The sequence below is a fragment of the Dolichospermum sp. UHCC 0259 genome (assembly GCF_009711935.1).
GTDB lineage: Bacteria > Cyanobacteriota > Cyanobacteriia > Cyanobacteriales > Nostocaceae > Dolichospermum.
In genome coordinates, this window is record NZ_VIKX01000007.1 from 48,495 (window position 1) to 64,860 (window position 16,366).

17 protein-coding genes and 1 pseudogene are annotated in these 16,366 nt (G+C 37.6%); 8 read left to right on the forward strand and 10 right to left on the reverse strand.

What is annotated here, in order from left to right:
* Positions 1-18: 18 nt before the first annotated feature.
* Positions 19-1,116: an amino acid ABC transporter substrate-binding protein gene (locus tag FJR05_RS01100; protein ID WP_168642433.1), complete on the reverse strand. Its 1,098-nt coding sequence runs from the start codon at positions 1,114-1,116 to the stop codon at positions 19-21.
* Between the two features lie 166 nt (positions 1,117-1,282).
* On the opposite strand from FJR05_RS01100, the gene grxC reads away from it, so the two are divergent.
* Entirely contained in the window at positions 1,283-1,603 is a 321-nt protein-coding gene (gene grxC, locus FJR05_RS01105) for a glutaredoxin 3 (RefSeq protein WP_168642414.1), read from the forward strand.
* Here grxC and FJR05_RS01110 read toward each other — a convergent pair.
* A complete protein-coding gene (locus FJR05_RS01110) occupies positions 1,582-1,761 on the reverse strand; it encodes a hypothetical protein (RefSeq protein WP_168642371.1) in 180 nt (59 codons plus the stop codon). The two genes, grxC and FJR05_RS01110, sit on opposite strands and share 22 nt — an antisense overlap.
* 27 nt (positions 1,762-1,788) lie before the next feature.
* Between FJR05_RS01110 and tadA the strand changes: the two genes are divergently transcribed.
* The 4 genes from tadA to FJR05_RS01130 all read left to right on the forward strand — a co-directional run bounded on the left by tadA (position 1,789) and on the right by FJR05_RS01130 (position 7,650).
* Positions 1,789-2,229 carry a tRNA adenosine(34) deaminase TadA gene (gene tadA, locus FJR05_RS01115; protein ID WP_168642434.1) on the forward strand — a complete coding sequence of 147 codons (441 nt, stop codon included), beginning with the start codon at positions 1,789-1,791 and terminating at the stop codon, positions 2,227-2,229.
* Between the two features lie 112 nt (positions 2,230-2,341).
* The gene (locus tag FJR05_RS01120) at positions 2,342-3,133 is read left to right on the forward strand and encodes a 1-acyl-sn-glycerol-3-phosphate acyltransferase (RefSeq protein WP_168642415.1); all 792 of its coding nucleotides are present in this window, start codon (positions 2,342-2,344) and stop codon (positions 3,131-3,133) included.
* Between the two features lie 172 nt (positions 3,134-3,305).
* A complete protein-coding gene (locus tag FJR05_RS01125; RefSeq protein ID WP_217385499.1) occupies positions 3,306-7,094 on the forward strand; it encodes a filamentous hemagglutinin N-terminal domain-containing protein in 3,789 nt (1,262 codons plus the stop codon).
* Positions 7,095-7,392: 298 nt separating this feature from the next.
* The gene (locus tag FJR05_RS01130) at positions 7,393-7,650 is read left to right on the forward strand and encodes a hypothetical protein (protein ID WP_168642417.1); all 258 of its coding nucleotides are present in this window, start codon (positions 7,393-7,395) and stop codon (positions 7,648-7,650) included.
* A 252-nt stretch (positions 7,651-7,902) separates the two neighbouring features.
* Here FJR05_RS01130 and FJR05_RS01135 read toward each other — a convergent pair whose 3' ends face one another.
* From FJR05_RS01135 to FJR05_RS01145, 3 genes are all read right to left on the reverse strand, one after another.
* Positions 7,903-10,011, reverse strand: coding sequence for a S8 family serine peptidase (locus FJR05_RS01135; protein WP_168642418.1), 2,109 nt, complete (start codon positions 10,009-10,011; stop codon positions 7,903-7,905).
* Positions 10,012-10,201: 190 nt separating this feature from the next.
* Complete coding sequence (locus FJR05_RS01140; RefSeq protein ID WP_168642419.1) at positions 10,202-10,657, reverse strand: type II toxin-antitoxin system HicB family antitoxin; 456 nt, start codon at positions 10,655-10,657, stop codon at positions 10,202-10,204.
* Positions 10,658-10,732: 75 nt separating this feature from the next.
* Positions 10,733-11,248 carry a hypothetical protein gene (locus FJR05_RS01145; RefSeq protein ID WP_168642420.1) on the reverse strand — a complete coding sequence of 172 codons (516 nt, stop codon included), beginning with the start codon at positions 11,246-11,248 and terminating at the stop codon, positions 10,733-10,735.
* A 152-nt stretch (positions 11,249-11,400) separates the two neighbouring features.
* Between FJR05_RS01145 and FJR05_RS01150 the strand changes: the two genes are divergently transcribed.
* Positions 11,401-11,667 carry a hypothetical protein gene (locus tag FJR05_RS01150; RefSeq protein WP_168642421.1) on the forward strand — a complete coding sequence of 89 codons (267 nt, stop codon included), beginning with the start codon at positions 11,401-11,403 and terminating at the stop codon, positions 11,665-11,667.
* A 29-nt stretch (positions 11,668-11,696) separates the two neighbouring features.
* On the opposite strand, the gene FJR05_RS01155 is transcribed toward FJR05_RS01150, so the two are convergent.
* Both FJR05_RS01155 and FJR05_RS01160 read right to left on the reverse strand, forming a co-directional pair.
* Positions 11,697-12,695, reverse strand: a complete 999-nt coding sequence (locus FJR05_RS01155; protein WP_168642422.1) for a CHAD domain-containing protein — start codon at positions 12,693-12,695, stop codon at positions 11,697-11,699.
* Between the two features lie 235 nt (positions 12,696-12,930).
* The gene (locus FJR05_RS01160; protein ID WP_168642423.1) at positions 12,931-13,335 is read right to left on the reverse strand and encodes an NIL domain-containing protein; all 405 of its coding nucleotides are present in this window, start codon (positions 13,333-13,335) and stop codon (positions 12,931-12,933) included.
* 53 nt (positions 13,336-13,388) lie between these two features.
* On the opposite strand from FJR05_RS01160, the gene FJR05_RS01165 reads away from it, so the two are divergent.
* A complete protein-coding gene (locus FJR05_RS01165) occupies positions 13,389-13,955 on the forward strand; it encodes a thioredoxin family protein (protein ID WP_168642424.1) in 567 nt (188 codons plus the stop codon).
* 300 nt (positions 13,956-14,255) lie between these two features.
* Here the strand turns inward: FJR05_RS01165 and FJR05_RS01170 are convergent, their stop codons facing one another.
* Entirely contained in the window at positions 14,256-14,630 is a 375-nt protein-coding gene (locus tag FJR05_RS01170) for a nucleotidyltransferase family protein (RefSeq protein WP_168642425.1), read from the reverse strand.
* Between the two features lie 119 nt (positions 14,631-14,749).
* Here FJR05_RS01170 and FJR05_RS01175 point away from each other — a divergent pair, with 119 nt between their 5' ends.
* On the forward strand, positions 14,750-15,985 hold the full coding sequence (locus tag FJR05_RS01175; protein WP_168642426.1) for an LL-diaminopimelate aminotransferase: 1,236 nt from the start codon (positions 14,750-14,752) through the stop codon (positions 15,983-15,985).
* 68 nt (positions 15,986-16,053) lie between these two features.
* Here FJR05_RS01175 and FJR05_RS01180 read toward each other — a convergent pair.
* Positions 16,054-16,227 (reverse strand): annotated as a pseudogene (locus FJR05_RS01180) (DUF29 family protein); the annotation flags it as partial.
* 15 nt (positions 16,228-16,242) lie between these two features.
* Positions 16,243-16,366: transposase (locus FJR05_RS01185; protein ID WP_168642427.1), on the reverse strand; the 124-nt coding region annotated here is incomplete at its 5' end.

Here is a 16,366-nt window from a genome sequence, read left to right on the forward strand (position 1 = left end):
TTTTTTTATTTTACTTCTTTAGCGGAAAGGTGGAGAATAGAGTAATCCTCCTTTGATTCCCAGTTGATTTTGTCCGCGAGGGAGATTTATTTTTGTCTTTGTCCCCAAATTGCGATCATAAATTTCGCCATAGTTACCAACGTGCTTAATTATTTTGGCAGCAAAATCTTTTGTTAAACCAATTCCTTCTCCCAGGTTTGCTTCTGTTCCTAAAAAACGTTTAATATCAGGATCTTTACTATTAGCAAACTCGGCTAAATTTTGAGAATTAATTCCTAATTCTTCTGCTTTAACTAAAGCATAAACAGTCCATTTGACTATATCACTCCACTGACTGTCACCCTTAGCAACTGCTGGTGCTAGAGGTTCAGAAGAAAGAACATCATCTAAAATAATATTATCGTCTGGTTTAGGTAGGGTTGTGCGTCGAGAAATCAGTCCAGAACGGTCTGTGGTGACGGCATCACAACGTCCTTCTGCATAGGTGGCAAAGGTAATATTCACGTCTTCAAAAACAACGGGTTTATAAGTAATTCCCCGTTTTCGCATTTGGTCTGCTAAATTTTGTTCGGTGGTAGTTCCAGTTTGCACACAAATAGCTTTGTCTTTCAGGTCTTTGATAGATTTAATATTGCTATTTTTACGCACCATGACAGCTTGACCATCGTAAAATACTACAGGGGCAAAATCTAACCCTTGGGAAGTTGCACGGCTAAAAGTCCAGCTAGTATTGCGACTGAGAATATCTACCTCTCCAGATTGTAAAGCTGTAAATCGTTCTTTCGCGCTGAGATTGCGATATTCTACCGCATTTGGATTGTCAAATACTGCTGCTGCAACCGCCCGACAAATATCAACGTCAATGCCGCTATATTTGCCGTCAGTGCCGACAAAACTAAATCCTGGTAGTTCCCCACTAACGCCACAAATAAGCTGTCCACGACTTTTAATGCGATTCCAGAGAACGCGAGTAACTTGTCCTGGGGAGGTGTTAACGGGATTTTGGGTATTATTTTGTGGTTGATCGTTACAGGCGCTCAGAATTAGAATTAAAGGGGCGATCGCTAAAGGCATCCCTATCCACTGTAAAATTACAGATAATTTACTAAATTTCATAATTGTTTTTTCCCAAGAATCTTCTAGGATGTTTCCACATAATTGAAACATTTATTGATACTCGTGGCAAATATATCTTTTTAGGAGTATGACTAACGGCACTCAAGCCATTAAACTAGATGTTTGTAGATGAAATTTAATTACAAAAAACTCTTACATTAAAAATATGCTAAATTTTCTCAACTCTCTTCTCGGTCGCCATCCAGAGCGGATCAAAGCCAATGTCGAAATTTATACTTGGCAAACTTGCCCCTACTGCATTCGCGCTAAAATGCTACTATCATGGAAAGGTGTTAATTTCACCGAATACAAAATTGACGGCGACGAAACAGCTAGAACAATCATGGCAGAACGCGCCGACGGTCGCCGCAGCGTCCCCCAAATTTTCATTAACAATCAACATATTGGCGGTTGTGATGACCTGTATCAATTAGATGCAAAAGCTCAACTTGACTCTCTGTTGTTTCAGGTAATGGGTAATGGGTAATTAATTGGTAATGGGTGATTGGTAATTGGGTAATTTCCTTCTTCTTCCTTCTTCCTTCTTCCTTCTTCCTTCTTCCTTCTTCCTTCTTCCTTCTTTCTTCTTTCTTCTCCTGACTCCTGACTCCTGACTCCTGACTCCTTCTTCCAATGCTTGAACACCCAGAATATTTACAATATCGAAAATGGATGAATCACACTTTGGAATTGGCGCGGGTGGCGGGTGATGCTGGTGAAGTTCCTGTGGGGGCTGTGATTGTTGATATAAATAATCAATTGGTTGCTGTGGGTGAAAATCGCAAAGAACGAGACCAAGATCCGACTGCACACGCAGAAATTATAGCGATTCGGAGTGCTAGTCAAGTTTTACAAAGTTGGCGCTTGCATCAATGTACTTTATATGTCAATCTAGAACCCTGTCCGATGTGTGCTGGTGCGATAGTTCATGCGCGATTAGGAAAATTGGTCTATGGTGTGGACGATACCAAAACTGGTGCTATTCGTACTGTTATTAACATCCCTGATCACCCAGCTTCTAATCACAGGCTGAAAGTGGTGGGAGGTATTCTAGAATCAGACTGTCGAGAACAATTACAAAATTGGTTTGCTACCCAACGTCAACGAAAATAACAGACACAGATAAAACTGTCCAAATGGGAAAACACAAGTTACCCAAGAAAATCTACGGTGGACATAATCAAGTTTGTGTCATCTTTTATTCGCCAAAAAATCAGCCACCGTTATGATCAAATCATACTTTGCTTCTACCAACCGCCATTCTAAAATTAAAAATACACCTGTAAATCCTCACCTCGACTCCGCTCGGCGACCATCGGTGCTTCCGAGTACATCGAGGGTTTCACCTTGGTTAATCCGTGTTGCTTATCTTCTAGGACGCTACATGGTTTTGCCATCTTTCTTTGGGCATATTAAAGTAACTGGAAGAGAAAATATTCCTAAAAGTGGACCGGTAATTCTTGCACCTACCCATCGTTCCCGTTGGGATTCCTTGGTTTTGCCATACGCTACTGGTCGTTGTGTGACGGGTAGAGATATGCGATTTATGGTAACGAGTAATGAATGTCAAGGGTTGCAAGGTTGGTTTGTGCTGCGAATGGGTGGTTTTCCTGTGAATATTGACCGTCCAGCGATCGCAACTCTCCGGCATACAGTAGAGTTAATGCAGCAGGGGGAAATGTTAGTTATTTATCCCGAAGGTGGTATTCATCGTGATGGTCAACTTCATCCCCTGAAGCCGGGAATCGCTCGTTTAGCTGTGAATGCTGAATCTAGTTATCCAGGATTAGATATTAAAGTTATCCCTGTCGGTATCCATTACAGTGAACCTTATCCTAATTGGGGTACTGATGTGAATATTCATATTGGTGAACCTATCAAAGCCGCAGATTATATGAATGGAAATTTAAAACTAGAAGCCAAAAGACTGACAGCAGATTTAACCCATAAATTAAAACAATTAAGCCATCAAGAAGTAGAAATTAGCGATCGCATCTTCATAGAAATTCATAATTAGTAGAAGTCAGGAGTTGTGGAAGAAAGAAAAAAATTCATTCTCTGTTCCCTGCTTCTGCTGTTCACTAATAATTTCGTAATATCATGAAAATTACAGACAAAGCTGTATAATAAGATAGGTTAGATATTAAAATACTGAGTTTTCCTGTATACCAGGATTTTTCATGAAAACTATGGAAAATCAAATAAAACATTTTGTTTATAGATTAGGATTAGCCACTTTATTCACAGGAATATTTACCACTACCAATCAAAAAGCATTTTCTCAACCCATACCAGATTCTACATTAGGACAAGAAATTTCTACTATTAATAATAACGGCATTAAAGACATAATTGAAGGTGGTGCCACCAGAGGGAGTAATTTATTTCATAGCTTTACAGAATTTAATATTGGTGTAGGAAAAAGTGTTTATTTTGCCAACCCTACAGGAATTGAAAATATATTAACTCGTGTAACTGGTGGTAATCCATCTAATATTTTAGGGACATTAGGAGTAAATGGAACAGCAAATTTATTTTTAATCAATCCCAAAGGGATATTTTTTGGTAATGGTGCGAGTTTAGATATTCGTGGTTCATTTACAGCCACAACTGCGGATAGTATTAAATTAGGTGAAACCGGATTATTTAGTGCAAGCAATCCCCAAAATAGTAACTTACTTTCTGTCCAACCAGGGGCATTATTTACAAATGCTTTGAAAAATCTGCAAGCAGAAATTAAAAATGAAGGAAATTTACAAGTTGATATTGGTAAGAATATAACTTTATTTAGTGTAAATATCACTAATACAGGCAAATTAACAGCACCAGGGGGAACAGTTCAATTAACAGGTGCAGAAAATCTGAAAGTAAGAGGAAATTTAGAGACAGGTACATTATTACTTGATACTAAAAATCTGACCGTTGGTGAAGATGATAACGCCACAATTGATAAAACCACATTAGATGGTTTATCTGGAAATATAAATTTGAAATTTCAGGCAACAAATAATATTAATATTAATCCTTTAAATAATAAAAACTTAAACCTAGCTAATGGTAGCGGTAAAATTATATTTACTGCTGATGCTGATAGTAACGGTAGCGGTAATTTGACGATGAATCATGCCGACACTATTACAGCCAACAGTCGAAGTATTGAGATTAAAGGTGTTAATTTAACCCTTGGGCATATTGATACTAGTTCTGAACTTGATGGCGGAAATATAACTTTAACTGCGGTTGGGGGTAATATCTCTACACAATCCCTAGACTCCCGCTCATCTTCAGATTTAGGAAACAGCGGAAATGGCGGGGCGATCTTCCTAAATACTACTAATGGTAATATCTCTACACAATCCCTAGACTCCCGCTCATCTTCATTTGGCACAAATGGAAATGGGGGAAATGGCGGGACAATCTCCCTAATTACTACTAATGGTAATATCTCCACACAAAAAATAAACTCCTACTCATATTCAGATTCAGGAAATGGGGGAAATGGCGGGGAGATATCCCTAAATACTACTAATGGTAACATCTCCACACAATCCCTAGAATCCCGCTCATCTTCATTTGGCACAAAAGGGGGAAATGGCGGGACAATCTCCCTCAAAACTACTAATGGTAATATTTTCACACAAGAGCTAATAACTTACTCATCTTCAATTGGCAGCGGGGGAAATGGGGGATTAATATCCCTAAATACCACTAATGGTAATATCTCTATACAAAGGCTAAGAACCTACTCATCTTCATCTGGAAATGGGGGAAATGGGGGAAATGGGGGAGCAATCTCCCTAAATATCAATAATGGTAATATCTCTACACAAGATATAAACTCCTACTCATCTTCATTTGGCACAAATGGGGGAAATGGGGGAGCAATATCCCTAAATACTACTAATGGTAATATCTCTACACGATCCCTAGACTCCCGCTCATCTTCATTTGGCACAAATGGGGGAAATGGGGGGGCGATTTCTCTAAATACTACTAATGGTATTATCTCTACACAAAATATAAACTCCTACTCATATTCATCTGAAAGCGGAGGTAAAGGGGGTGCGATCGCCCTAAATACCAATAGTGGTAATATCTCTACACAATCCCTAAACACCTCTTCATACTCATTTGGAAATGAGGGAAGCGCGGGTACAATCTCTCTAGATGCCACTAGGGGTAATATTTCTGCACAAAACCTTTATTCCTTTTCATATTCAGAAAAAGGGGGAAATGGGGAGGCAATGTCTCCGGTGGGCGGAGCAATTTCGGTAAATACAACTGGGGGTAATATTTCTGCACAAAACCTTTATTCCTTCTCATATTCACCTTTAGGAAACGCGGGAAATGGGGGAACAATTACTCTCAGTGCAATAGATGGAGAAATTACCTCCCAAATCTTGAATTCCTTTTCTGTTTCCAAAATCGGTAAGGATTCAGGTCAAGCTGGTAATGTTGCTTTAGCAGCTAAATATAACATTACAGATGCAAAAATTTTAACGCTGTCATCTGCTTCTAAATCTGGAGATGTGCAAGTTAACGGTTTTGGTGATTTAGCTTTGATAAATACGAAGATGATCACCAGTAACCAGGTGACAATTGAAATTCCCAACAGTAGTAACAAAATTACCCTAGATGTGGGTGAAGTCGGTCAATCAGGAAATGTGAATGTTATCAGTGATGGTAATCTTACCTTCAAAAATAGTCGCATCGAAAGTGATACCAAAGGCAGCAACCCAGCAGGAAACGTAACTATCAGCAGTCCTGGGACTGTAACCTTTAGCAATAGTAATATTCTTAGCGATACTAGCAACATAGGAAAAGCAGGTAATATTTCAATTACTGCTCACAATTTAACCCTAACAGATGGGTCAGCAATATCAGCTTCTACTTCGGGTAGTGGTACAGGCGGTAATATTAATGTTACCACTAATACTTTTACTGCTACTAATGGCGGACAACTTCTCAGCACCACATCAGGTATTTTAGAAACGTCTTATGCCCAAGCAGGAAATATCATGATGAAAGTAAATGATAATATTACTTTAGATGGTGAAAAAACCGGATTATTTGCTAATACAGAAAAAGATGCTAAAGGTGCTAGTGGTAGTCTTGATATTGAATCGCAAATTTTTATGATTAAAAATGGTGCAGCGATAGGAGTTAATAGTCAAGGTATTGGTAAAGGTGGAGATATTTCTATTCAAGTTGGTACTATGATTTTAGATAATAATGCTTTTATTAGTGCCGCAACGGCTAATAGTCAAGGAGGCGTAATTACCATGAATATTGATGATTTATTATGGTTGCGTCATGGTAGTAATATTACAGCTACCGCAGGAACAGCCGGCTTAGGAGGTAATGGTGGAGATATTAGAATTAATACACCGTTTATTATTGGTTTTGCTAGTGAAAATAGTAATATTACGGCTAATGCTTTTCAAGGGAATGGGGGCAATATCAATATTGCCACGAATACAATTTTTGGGTTAAAGTTTCAACCTCAAGAAACAAAATTTAGTGATATTACTGCATCTTCTCAATTTGGTTTAGCTGGAAATGTGGATATCAACACACCTGATGTAGATCCCACATCCGGTCTAGTGAACTTACCAGTTAATTTAGTTGATGCAGAAAGTTTAAATCAAGATGTCTGTGCGATTAAAGATGATAGAATTGCTGGTGGTAGTTCTTTTATCATTACTGGTAAAGGTGGTTTACCTGCTGAAACTCATGAATTAATTAGTAATTCTCCCGCTTTTATAGAATGGGAAAATAGTTCAGATGTGATGAAACCAGTAAATTCATCTCCAGCCGAAATAACTCAAAAAACTACAAATCATCATCGAGTAATTCAGCAAGTACAAGGATGGGTAATATCCAATGATGGTAGAGTAATTTTGACAGTAAATCCAACACAGGTTACACTGCAAAGTTTAGGATTAAATCAATCTGGTTGTCATGTTTATAGAAAATAATTAGGGGCTGCTGAATAAAGCTAAAACTTAGATATATCAAGAGTTTGAAGGTAAAAAAGGTGAATCAGGTGCAAGGAATAAGGGTTGAAATGGTTAATAAATATCTAAAATTTTTCCATATTTTCAGAATTTCCGAATTAATTTAGTTATAATAGCTGGTATAATTAAGACTTAGGCATTAGATATCTCCATAAATTAGATTTTCTCCTGTACAGGATAAGGATTTCAGATTCTTTTACAGAGATGTCTATTGTCATAACAATTGTCAAAATATTACATTGAGTAGAGAGTGAAAAACATGAATTATAAGCGAAATAAAGCGGTTACAGGAATTGCAGTTGCTCTAATTTCATTTTTCGGAATTTCTGCAATTGGTGTTAATTCTACTTCGGCGAGAGAGGAAAAGGTAATATGCGTGCAATATGTGTATTATCCGGGGACTGGCATGAAAGGATTACAGATAACAGCAAAGGGTATGCTACCGTCTGAATGTGCTGCTCTGATATCAAAGAACGACCCAAATAAGGATATGTATATCTGGGTAAATGAAGGATAGATGGTAATTAAAATTTAATCCTCTTTTTTTACTCGTGATTTATGAATTTTGTTATAGCGGTTCTCGATTTAGTGAGATAGAAGAACCCCAACCCCCGCAAGGGAGAGGGGACTATGATGCACATCTTTAAGTGCATACCGCTATATAAATCAATACAGTTCAGTTAAGAAAATCATCAGGAGTGGAAACCATTGAAATTTCTTTACCTGTCAGGTCTAAAAAACCCTTAGCTGAACCGGATTATTTTATCAATTATTTTCCGTGTCCAATTACCAATTCCCAGTTATTAAGTTTGCCCACATCTAGGGCAGCGTAGTCAATAACTTGTAATTGCCAGTTACCTTTTGCGGGTAAAGAAAGTAATTGTTTTAGGGCAGGATGCGATCGCAATGTGTAAGTATTTTGTAATTGATTACGACGACCTAATGTGCGACTTTGTAATAAAATTCGCTGATTATTAGGAGCAATTAAATAAACTTCTAAATCTCCTAAAAAATCATGGGTAATATTCACTGTGACTTGGATATCCGTGACATTGACAGATTCATTAATAGCGATCGCACTTTTAATTCCCTGTCTATTATTATCAGGAATATTCACAACTTGAGAATTTCTGACCTGAATTTGTTTGTTCGTAATTTTGGCAACCACACCCATCTGCTGCGCTAGTCTCACAGCCCTAGCAGCATTAACTTTGCCATAACCAAACCATTGACTATGACCATTACTATCATAAGTTCCCCCCCGCACACCCAACTGAAGATCAGGGTTATTATCCACAATTTTATCAGCCGTATCTTGCAGAATCCGTTTAACTTGTTGAGCCGTTAAATTAGGATTAGCTGATAATACCAAAGCCGCTACTCCTGCCACAATGGGAGTAGCACTAGAAGTACCGCCAAAGTTTTTAGTAAAATTGCCCGCATCATAACCAGCCGAACCTATTTGATCTGTTGTCAACACTCCCAATCCAAAAAGAGAAGAAACAATTGCCGGTTGTGTATAAACAAAACCAGTTTCTTGAAACCACATTCCTGGAGGAGCATTATTACTAGGAGCGCAAACAGAAACATTACCTCCCCAGTTACTATAAGCAGCCTTTTTATTCAAGCTAGTAGATGCAGATACAGTAATCACATCAGGATGAACGGCAAAACCGCTTAACCAATTTGTCTTACCTTTGACAATATTTTTCGGCCAATTCTGTTCATTTATAGTCCCATTAATCGGACGATTAGCATTTCCAGCCGCGAAAACAATCACACATCCTTTTCCCTTGCGTCCATTGATAGCAGCCCTGTTAATAGCCGCTTTTTGCCGAATAGAAAGGGGAAAATAAACAGCAGAAGCTCCCCAACTACAGGAAATTACACTTGCGCCTTTTTCTACCGCCCAATCAAAAACATCCTCAATTGATTGATCATCTAAAAAACCAGTAGTGCGAATTGGCATCATTGCACATCCAGGCGCAACTCCCACAATTCCTGAACCATTTTCTTCAGCTACAGCTAATCCTGCACAAGCAGTTCCATGACTGGTTTCTTTTTCTCCTGGTAAGGGTAAAAAGTCATTTTCTTTTAAATCTCTGGGAGCAACAATTTTACCACTACCTTGAAAATCGGGATGTTTTAAATCAAAGGAATCATCTACTACAGCCACCACTATAGAACGCACACCACGAGTCGTATCCCAAGCCTGTTCTACGGAAATATGCGAACCAGCTACCAATTGATTACTACTATTATGATTGAGATACCATTGCTGGGAATAAAGAGAATCTTTGGGTTTATAATGGGGTTCTTGTTGAATGATAATATTTGGTTCAGCCGCTAAAACTTCTGGCAATGTTTGTAAATAATTAGTAATTTTAATGGGATTTTGTGTAGCTTGTTTACTAACAAGAAAAACAAAGGTATTTGGGATGCCAACTACTGGTTGATCTTGAACTAAATTCAATGTACTGGCAATAGTATTAATTTTAGTATTATCTACCCAAGTAGCAAATTGAATTGTAATTTGGTCACTGAGATAAACAAAAGTCCCAGGATTATTTTCCAATGTATAAACATGACTCACAAAATCTACATTTTCATCAGCACGGAGTTGAGACATGACTGCATCTAGCTGATTAGGAAAAACCGTATATAATTCTAGTTTTGCTTGAGGAATACTCCGCCGCCATACGCTACCAGGAATTTGTGTTAATTTTTCATGAGGGAAATTAGCATTGGGACGGATAGTAAAACGATATGGCGTTTTTTCCAGCATTAACTCTTCACCACCGCGTTGTAAAGTCAATGCCTGGCTGTTATTTGCTACATCTGATTCAGGAAAATCCGCAGGATTAATATTATCACTCATAAGAATTGGGGATTGGTGGAATTAGCCAAATTGAAAAAACCTTGATTCGTAGGTTGGTTTGTGGAACGTTTATGTATCCCTGCGGGACACTGCGTGAACGCACAGCAATGGGACAAAATCCAACGCATTTGTTGGGTTTCCTTGCGTCAACCCAACCTACAAAAAATGGCGAATGTATTGTGAATATATTCTATTTTGTGGTGATTTGTAATTCAATTCGTTGTCCGAGTACCGCTAGAGTCCGTTCCATTGTAGATAATTTTGTGGCGTGGTGGGGATCTAGGATACGTCTTACTTCCTTTTCATGGATATTGAGAGTAGACGCAAGCTGGACTTTGCTAATACCTTTTTCACGCATTGCTAGATATAGTGCGGCTTTTATTGCTGTCTGCGCTGGTACGGCTACTAAATATTCTTGATTTTTGGGTTGTGATGGTTGGGGGATTTCTAGCTTATCATCAATCCGAAGAGCGTTAGCTGCGCTCGCCGAAGGCATCGCTTCTTCTAAACAATCAGCAGCTTCATGAAGTGCTTCTTCCCAGGAATTACCTTGAGTAATTGCTTCTGGTAAATCCCGAAATGTCACCACAAATCCACCATCTTTTTCATCAGCAGTCAGCATGGCTGGATATACAAATTGAGTCATAATAATCCCGGTGTTAAATTTCATGATCTTCAATTCCAAGCTGATTTAACATTGCTTTGATCGCACTTAACTTGATTAGTATTTTTCTAATGCATATTCCTTCAATCTTTCCCACTCCAGTCGTCTAGCAGTCAAAAGTGAGATAGTTTTACCATTTCGGAACATTACATATTCATAACCGTTATCATTGGAGTTTACATCAGCAATAAGTTGATTTCTGACATCAAATCCCCATACTTTACCCGCTTCTTCCCAAAATATATTACAGGGATTTTTAAAGTTGGGGTTGTCTAGGTATGAATCCTTCCAATAACGAGAATCCCAACCCTCATTCATCGCTTGAATGATACAAGCATTAGAGTAAAAAGGTCGAGAGTTTTCTTTTAACCAGTACCAATACGCTATTGTCGCACGGATAGCATCTTCAAAACCTTCAATACGATTGAGAAGTGCTTCTTGAACATCCTCTTGATAGAAATCTACACCTATATGAGCCAAGGCATACTTATACTTGCTAAAAATATTGTCCCTAGCTTCCAGTTCTTCAGATTCACATAGATAAGCTTCATTAAATGACTTTAAGCAAAGCATTGAGAAAATTTATGATATAGATTAAATGATACTGTCAAGCATCCGTTTACAAATGGATTATACTAAAAAAGAATATGTATCAAAGAAAAACAATCATTTAATTTAAAGTGAGTAGTATATACTAAGTATAAGCCGTAATTATCAATAAAATTATGAATAAAAGTAAAAAAGTTCCTCTACTTGTTAAAAGCCAAATATTACCAACTGTTAGTTATATTTGGACTATTTGGGGGAAAAAACCTCACTTAAATCAACCTTACTGGAGGGTTGACATAGATTCCAATCCTTATAGTATTTATTGTGAACATATGGATCAATTTGCCAGGTCTGATCATCAAGGCTTTACTTATAATGAAGCAGAAGAATGGTTATCAGAAACTCTCATCAAACTTGGCTTAAATCAGTTATCTCATTACTAGAGGTTTCATATATTTAGACACACCATAAATTAATCTCTTTCTTCTTGTTTAACACTTTCCAACGTCGGTTGTAATACTACCAAATGCAAATTATATCTAGTATCTGTCTGTAAATAACGTTGTTGTAGTGGTTGCCATTCTTGCCACAATTGATAACGATTAGCGGCTAATAGGGTCGTTAACCCACGTAATTGAGTATCCAGTTCTGATTTGAAGATATTCTCTAACCACTCATGTAAAACCATATTATCTTGGATCATTCCCAAGATTTCTTGAATATTTTTAATATCATGAATATGTGCAGTAAAAGACTCACCATATAATTCAGTAAATAATTCCATTTGGTAGCGGAGACGTTTGGCTTGTTTTCGCAAACTATGCAGAGTTTTACCTTCTGTTTTCAGATGTTCTTCTAATTGGTTGGGTGTCCATTTTGTTTGGACTACTATTTCTGATTCGACAATTTTAGTGCCAATTAGCCATCCTGGATGTAAGCAAAATTCACTAACTTCTGGTGAGAGTAAATCTGGTAGTACATGAGAAATTGGTACAGATGAGAAATTTCGATAACTAGGATTTTTTAACCAATTTTCAGCTTCATTTTTAAAAGATTTATAAGTTTCATCTTTAAATGTTTTCTGAACATGATAAACAGCAATTTCTCGTTGTTTATGCAATTCTGTAAAAGCTGTTTCTAGAGATTTTTGTTCTTTTTCAAGTAAATGCGGTTTGTAATTCTTTTCCAAAATTTCTGCAAGGACATCTAAATCTCGGAGACTACCTAAAATTCTCGCAAGTTTACCAATATTTTTATCACTGACTGATTTTGGTAAAAATAAATATCTCTCAAATCTACTCACAGCAGTTCGTAAGCGTCGCATTCCCACTCGCATTTGATGTACTGCTTCTGGATCTTCGTCTTTTTTAACTGCTTTTTCCCATTTTATGGTTTTTGTAAAATGGTTTTCAATTGCTTGGTGTGCAGTTTCACCGAGGGTTTTGATTGATGTTGCTGAGGAGATTTTCATTGTCAGAGTTAGGATGTCCAGAATTAAAGGATGAACATTGTCTGAATCAGGATGTCCAGGATTAAAGGATGAACAGGATAAAACTAGGAATTATTAGTGGTGCAGAATAGAGGTATGAAACTCAAACATTCTATTTCTCAAACTCTTACTCTTTGCGCCTCTGCGCCTCTGCGTGAGAAAAAAATAACACCTTTATTTAAATAATTAGCAACTTGAACTAATACTTAATTGCTGTTTAAAGATTAGTGGAAATAGCTTGTACGGGACAGGTAGGAATACATTGTTCACAGACTATGCAGCGCGATCGCACAAAGGTGAGTTTATATGTCTCTGGATTAATAGCTAGGGCTTCAGTGGGACAAACTCCCGTACATAAACCGCAGTGAACGCATACATCCTCATCAATGACAATCTCACCTAAACCCAGGGAAACATGAATATTTTGCGATCGCATCCACTCAATTGCTGCATCCAACTGATCAATGTCTCCCAATAATTCTACCACCAGTTTACCAATTTGATTCGGGGCAACTTGGGCGCGGATAATATTCGCAGCGACATTAAAATCCTTTGCTAGTCGGTAAGTAACAGGCATTTGAATCGCCCGTTTAGGAAAAGTCAGGGTAACTCTTTTTTTCATTATGTGAGAAAACAGTAAAATGAACTAAGTTAATAAGTCTTAATAAATTGATTATGAGTACCGAAGCCCCTGCAAATTCTAGTAACCGCATCAAAAACTTCTTAATTGCCATTGTAGCGATCGCTTTGGGAGTTGCCCTCTTCTTAGGACTTAAAACTGATTCTACCTCAGTTTCCCTGGCGGAATTGGGTAAAACTGCTATTCCCTTAGAAGTAGCTGTTAGCAATGGAAAGCCTTCTCTCGTCGAGTTCTACGCCGATTGGTGTACAGTTTGCCAGAAAATGACACCCGACATGGCCAAACTCAGAGAAAAGTACAATAACAACCTGAATTTTGTCATGTTGAATGTTGATAATACCAAATGGTTGCCAGAAATGCTCAAATATCGGGTAGACGGCATTCCTCACTTTGTATTTTTAGGTAAACAAGGGGAAACCATTGCCGAAACCATTGGTGATATTCCCCGCACTATTATGGCTAGTAATTTAGAAGCTTTAATTACCGGTTCAACCCTTCCCCACATTCAAGGTAATGGTAAAACCTCGCAATTTTCCGCACGAGTCGCCACAGATAGTAATCAAGATGATCCTCGCAGTCATGGTAGCCAAGTTGTAAATTAGGTGATTGGGGATTGGTAAAAAGTTATTAATTTATTATTTGTCAGAATCAGGATTTTCAAGATTTAAGGATGTACAGGATGAAGTTTTTTAATTATTATTTATGATCAGATCATATTAGTATTATTGATTAACCTTCAAATAAAAATCCTGAAAATCATCTAATCCTGGAAATCCTGATTCAGACAATAAAAACCCTGATTTAGGATCATCATTTTGCTGAATTAATAATAATCCATTAACTCTATTCACCAATTCTTCAAGCTTGATTAGTTCTTCAGCAATTTTTTTTCCTTAATCCAATTATAGCTTTATTCCTTGATAAATTGCTTTTACAATATAATGTCTGGCATTTTGAACTTCTACTAGATCAATTTCAAAAGGATGTCCTTCATCTATAGCAGCCCACGCTTTAAAATAATCTTTTTCTGGTAAACCCCAAACAGCTAAATCAATATCAGAACGCCAACTCATTTGTTGATAATCTAATAAAGAACCGAATAAAACAACTTTTTCTGCACCAAATCTTTCTTTCAATATTTTGGCACATTGTTGAGCGATTTTTAAACCTTGCTTTTGGCGTTCTTGCATAGCGACTAGAAACTGAGGACGATTTTTTCTAGCTTCTAAAATCTCTTGGATAATTCGTTGTTTAGTAGCTTCATTAATGAGACTCATAGTTTCTCAAATATGGGAATTTTCTCAAATAATTATAACTTAACTTACGGGAAAATTGCTCTATCAGACATTACTCAAAGTAAAATAGTGTATGATTGTCTTTTTTCTCAAAATTTACTATGGCTACAATTAACGACAACTACCTGAAACTCAAAGCTGGTTATCTGTTTCCAGAAATTGCGCGACGGGTAAATGCTTTCGCCCAAGCTAACCCTGATGCTAAAATCATTCGCTTGGGGATTGGTGATGTCACTGAACCCTTACCAGAAGCTTGTCGCACAGCCATGATTAAAGCTGTCGAAGATATGGGCGATCGCTCATCTTTTAAAGGATATGGACCAGAACAGGGTTATGCTTGGTTAAGGGAGAAAATAGCCACCCACGACTTTCAAGCTAGAGGTGCAGCCATAGAAGCCGATGAAATCTTCATTTCCGACGGTTCTAAATGCGATTCTGGCAATATTCTCGATATTTTTGGCAAAAATAACATCATCGCCGTTACAGACCCCGTATACCCCGTTTACGTAGATACCAACGTCATGGCGGGTAACACGGGAGATGCTAACGAAAAAGGTGAATATGGTGGTTTAGTTTATTTACCTGTCACCGCAGAAAACAACTTTACTGCGGAAATTCCCAGCCAAAAAGTTGATTTAATTTATCTTTGCTTTCCTAATAATCCCACAGGTGCAACTGCAACGAAAGAACATTTGCAAGCATGGGTAAATTATGCCAAAGCTAACGGTTCAATTATCTTTTTTGATGCTGCTTACGAAGCATTTATTACTGATCCTACCTTACCTCATTCTATTTTTGAAATCGAAGGTGCGAGGGATTGTGCTATTGAATTTCGTTCTTTCTCCAAAAATGCCGGGTTTACCGGAACTCGTTGCGCTTTAACCGTTGTTCCCAAAACCCTCACAGCTAAAGCTGCTGACGGTACTAATGTCGAACTTTGGAAACTCTGGAATCGTCGTCAGTCTACCAAATTTAACGGCGTTTCTTATATTATTCAACGCGGTGCAGAAGCAGTTTATTCAGAAGCAGGACAATCACAAATCAAAGCTTTGATAAACTTCTATTTAGAAAATGCTAAAATCATCCGTGAAGAACTCACAAATGCAGGTTTCAAGGTTTATGGTGGCGTAAATGCACCTTATGTATGGGTGCAAACTCCTCATGGTTTATCCAGTTGGGAATTTTTCGATAAGTTATTAGAAACTGTGAATGTTGTGGGAACTCCCGGTTCTGGTTTTGGTGCTGCGGGTGAGGGTTATTTCCGCATTTCTGCCTTTAATAGTCGGGAAAATGTGGAAGAAGCCATGAAGCGGATTACTGCTAAGTTTAAGGTGTAATTCAAGTTTAATAATTTGTGGTGGGTAATTCCCACCTTACTTTTGTGAGATGAAACTTCCCCTGTCATTTACAATCCGTAGAAGTCCTCATTTAAAATTTGCTCAATCGAAAAAGGAAAGGTGATAGGATATTCACTTTCTTCCGGTATCCGCACCCCAAATTTGGCAAATTTACCTTCTTTAATTGCTAACTTGCGAGCATCAGGATAAGCTTTTTCTATAGCTTCAACCAAGAAACTTTGGCTCTTGCGTCCCTTTTATGGAGAATTAATACTAAAGTGCCAGTTTAATAAACTACGTAATCTAAAATTACTAAAGTTACGAAATCCATATCCAAGTCTTTTGATTAATTTGAGTTTATTATTAATTCCTTCTACAGTA